This is a genomic window from Tardiphaga sp., assembly GCF_041424195.1.
In the GTDB taxonomy this organism is placed as follows: domain Bacteria; phylum Pseudomonadota; class Alphaproteobacteria; order Rhizobiales; family Xanthobacteraceae; genus Tardiphaga.
In genome coordinates, this window is the sequence record NZ_JBGMOE010000176.1 from 1 (window position 1) to 4,602 (window position 4,602).

A 4,602-nucleotide genomic window follows, 5' to 3' on the forward strand; every position below is an offset into this window, starting at 1 on the left:
AACTGGCCCCTTTTTAAACCGGTGCCTGGCCCGTTTTTATCCCGGTGTTGACAACAGGTCATAGCGCGGGAAATAGCCTCCAGAGAGGCAATCGGGATCTGGCCCGAAGTCGGATGCGTTCACCCGCGTGGGAATGACGGCAGAGCTTCCGCGTCTCATCCAGGACGGGATGTAGAACAACGGCGTCGCGGGGCTGACAGGCGTGATCGCCTCCCCCGTAAAGGCAGTCGTTTCACTCTCGGGAACGAGCTGCTTCACCTCCGGCTGCGCGGTCGGGCTTTTGACAGCCATTCCGGGCACCAGGAGCGAGAATTCGGAAGCTGTGCTGCTCGAGAAATCTTCAAGCTTGGCCTCTTGGCCTGCCGCTTGGGAGCTAAGCGCGATAAGCGCTGCGCTGAGGTAGAATTTCATAACCACACCTTTCGGCATGGCTTGGGAACCGCAGAGATAGCTTACCCAGCATGAAAAGCGAGAGCAAGTATGCTTTGCAGCTACGGTAGAACTTTGCCCGCCACGTCACTTTCTCGCCCTGCTTGACAACAAACGCTCTCAGCGCATTTCTAACCCTGCCTGCTTCTATGCCATAAGTTTTTACCAGTTGTGGAGATCAAAGATCAAGAACTCTAACTTAAAACGATCTCGTTTTCAACACATAAATTGGAATGAATCAATCAATTCTGAACTATTCTGATATGCTCGAGCTTGGTAACTTCACTCTATAGCAGATATCTCTCAGATATCAGGAAGCTACCATCGGGCTTATGTCAAGAACTCCGGGAAGTATTTGGATTGTTGTTGAATTAAAGAATGGTTAATATTGACTAGCCACATGAGTACATCACGCGGCCCGGTCGAAATCGATCTCATCCGCGCGGTGATCATTACGAGGCACAAGCATATGCTTTCGTCAGAGAAGACTTCGATCAGCTTGGGCTCCGGCAATAGCGGCCGCTGGACCACCATGATCGCTACCGAGCGGCGCGCTTGTGGGTCGACCGTGTTTCCGATAAATTTGATTGAGTGTTGGCTCCATCGATCAGATTGCACACTTCCGTGCGGGCCTTCGGTAGCCAAAAACTTATCGTGCTAACGGCCATTCTGGCACTTTTTGGGATGGTTTCGCTGACCACATGGCATGACGTCGAAGGGCACGTCCAGGGTCCTGACCAGGTAGCCACCACAGATCGAGATCATCCGGATTACACTCCGGTCGAGCGGCCGGACACGGCCGATTTGATCCATCTTGCGGCTCACGCAGTGCTGCAGACCATCGTTGTGCCTTCACCACTTGTGGTCGCGGCATTCATGAAGCCAGTCTCCGAAATCTGGACAATTGCGGCAGCCAAAGCGGCCCGCCCTATAGCTCCCTTGGCTATCCTGCGACCTCCGCGAGGCTGACCCGACGCGCATAGCGCGTGCCGTCATTGCAGCCTTTTCCGGGGATGAGATTATGAGAGCCTTTATGGGCCGGCTGCCGCGTCGCGTGGTGTCGGCGTCACCTCAAGGTTTGTGCGCCAGACAACGATTTGGCGGACATCATGAGAACATTGGCTATGCCACGAGTTTGAGGCGAGCCATGGGATCGTTGAGAGCGCGGAATTCGCCGGGGGAGAGCGGTTTTGCCCGGTGCCAGAGATAATCTCCCGTCAAGCTGATATGCGCCCAGCCCATGGGGGAAAGGTGAGCGAGGAGCGCGTCGTCGAAGCTGACGCCGGATGCTTTGATGTGCTGGGCGGCCCTGTCCATATAGATGGTGTTCCAATAGGCTATCGCCGCGATCAGCAGGTTCAGGCCCGATGCCCGATATTCCTGATTCTCGATCGAACGATCCGTGAACCGGCCCTGCCGGTTGGTGTAGATGGCGGCGGCGAGGGTATGACGTGCCTCGCCCTTGTTGAGGCCGGCCTGGCAGGCCCGCCGCAAGTCGGGCTGTTCAAGCCAGTCGAGCGTGAACAGCGTCCGTTCGATGCGACCAAGTTCCGCCAGGGCGAAATCCAGCCTGTTCTGGCGCTTGTAGGCGGCGAGCTTGCGCAGGATCGCAGACGGCGCGACGGCTCCCTCCTTGATGGTGGCGACAATCCTGACGATGTCCTCCCAGTCGGCTTCGATCGCGGCGGTCTTGACCGTTCGCCCCATGAGGCTTTCGAGGCCCTTGTAGGTCGAGGGTGGAGCGATCGAGCCGAGTTTCCGGTCGGCGATGTCGCGCAACCGGGGTACGAAGCGGAAGCCGAGAAGATGGCAGAGAGCAAAGACATGGTCAGTCGCGCCGCCGGTATCGGTGTAATGTTCATGCAGCGGCAGCGCGCCGGCGCCCAACATGAGGCCGTCGAGCACATAAGGCGCCTCTCCGGCGGTGGCCGACATGATCCGCGACCCGAAGGAGGCAAAATGATCGGACAAGTGGGAGTAGATCTTCAGGCCGGGCTCGCCGCCATATTTGGCGTTGATGTCGGCAGCTGCGGATCGGCTGCGGCCTGAGCGGAAGAACTGCCCATCGGAGGATGAACTGGTTCCGGCGCCCCAATGATGCGTGAACGGCAAATCATGGTGCGCGGCAACGATCATGGCCAGCGCAGCCTGGTAGTTTTCGGGCGACAGATACCAATTGTGCGTCCAGGCAAGCTGGGCGTAGCTTACCCCGTCGCTGGCATTGGCCATCCGTTCCAGACCCAGATTCGATCCATCGGCCAGAATGGCCGCAAGGATCGCATGCGGGTTGTCATGCTCTTTGCCGGACCGAAGATCGCGGAACGCGCTCAGGAAGCCGGTGCGCTCGGCTACCTCGACCAGGAGTTCGGTGATCCGCACGCGCGGTAACAGCGCGTCGAGCCTGCGATCGAGAGCCTCTGCCTCGGGCGGCGTGATTGCCAGCATCGGTTGCAGCTTGAGCCGATTGCGCTCGAGCGCCACGCCTGCAAGCCGGTTCGCCTTGAGTTCCTTGGCGAAACGGCGCAGCCGCCAATCGAGCATTCTCGCGCGATCGGCCAGATAGGCCGCAGCATCGTTTGGGAATGCAAGGTTTTCGGCCACCTTCCCGGCATCGCGCCGGCTCAACAGATAGGTGTCGAAGCGGCGATAGTTCCGGGTTCCCTCCACCCATATGTCGCCGGCGCGCAACCGATCGCGCAGGGTGGCCATGACGGCTGTTTCATAGCGCCGACGGTCAATCTGGCCGCCTTCGGTGATGAGGCGCTTCCACTGCCGGTTGGCGAATGGCAGGGGAACGCCATCGGGCAGGTTGCGCGTTTTGCGCGCATTGGCGTCGCGGATGACATCAATCGCCTTGACCAGTTGCACCCCGCTTCCCGTCGCCTTGAACGTGAATGCATCGAGGAAAGCTGGGCTGAACCGGCGCAAGGTCGCATAACGCCCTGTTGCCGCGACAAGGGCATCTTCCCCCGCCAGATCAGCCAGCGCATCGACCTGCGCCTTCACCGCGACCAGCCTGTGCCAGCCCACAGCCTCGTCGATCAGTTCCATCGGATTGCCGCCATGCTCGACCGCCTCTCCCAGCGCCGCGATCGTGGCGCCGAACAACCGCATGAGTTCGCCGACCGAGCGGATGCTGTCCTGATAGCGTCTTTCACGGCTGCGCCGCGCGCGTGTGAACAGGCCGCCGACAAGCCTGTCGAACATCTGGATCGCCGCATCGGCGAGCCGGGCCTCGAGGTCGATCACCGCCGCGACCAGGGTCGCGCGCCGCCTGTTGAGGCTATAGTCGGAAAGCAGAAACGCCGGTGCCGCGCTACCTTCACGCATGAATTGCGCGAACCGGAAATCGGGAATTTTGGCGCCGATCGCCGGATCGATGCCGACCCCGCGCGCATAGCGCAGCCGTTCCAGCAGGCCGTTGATATTTGCCGTCGTCGGCGCCTCCTCGAAATTGCGCAGCCAAGCCAGCGGCGTCATGCCGAAGTCGCTGCTGTTGACGATCAAATCGTCGATCCGGGTCAGTTCGGCATGACCCAGGCTTTCGATGATGGTTGCTGCCGCGGCTTTGCGGGCGCGCGCCCTGCCGGCGAGACCGGCCCGTTCGATCGTGTCGGCCGATGGAAGAATGAAGTGCTCCTGCTTCAATCCCTCCATCAACGCGCGAACAATGGGCTCGCCCCGGTCGGTCTGTTCGGCGGCTCGCGCGGCCAGGTCGAGCGCGAGTGGGATATCCCCTCGCCGGAAGGGGCGTAACCCGAGGTGCTGTGCGGCAATGTCAGCGTGATCGTTGCGCGTTTGGGCGCGCTGGCCATAGTCGCCGAAAGCCTCCGCATCGACGAATATCTGGGCAGCAAGGTAGTGGAGGATCGCATTTGGCACGCCGATGTCGGGCTGCAAACCGAAGCCAGGGTGCCGCATCAATGCGATCTGCGCAGCCAGGCCGAGGCGATTGGCGGGTCGATAGCGGCGACCGATCAGGTCAAGATCCCTGACGGCAAGAGTATAGTGGCTGACGATCGCGGTTTCGTCATGGGGAGCATCGAACAGGCGCCGCCGTTCTTCCCCGGTCAATAATCGCCGCCGCGCCATGCTGCCTCCATCCGACTCCTGAGCAGCAGGCTAGCGTCAATCTGGAGTATAGCCTAACCGGACGTCAGGATGCAGCGGCGG

At 60.4% G+C, this 4,602-nt stretch carries 2 protein-coding genes; both read right to left on the reverse strand.

The annotated features are described in order from the left end of the window. Positions 1-36: 36 nt before the first annotated feature. Positions 37-411 carry a hypothetical protein gene (locus ACEK02_RS23990; RefSeq protein ID WP_371424025.1) on the reverse strand — a complete coding sequence of 125 codons (375 nt, stop codon included), beginning with the start codon at positions 409-411 and terminating at the stop codon, positions 37-39. Positions 412-1,551: 1,140 nt separating this feature from the next. Continuing rightward, the gene (locus ACEK02_RS23995) at positions 1,552-4,521 is read right to left on the reverse strand and encodes a Tn3 family transposase (protein ID WP_082730523.1); all 2,970 of its coding nucleotides are present in this window, start codon (positions 4,519-4,521) and stop codon (positions 1,552-1,554) included. Positions 4,522-4,602 lie beyond the last annotated feature (81 nt).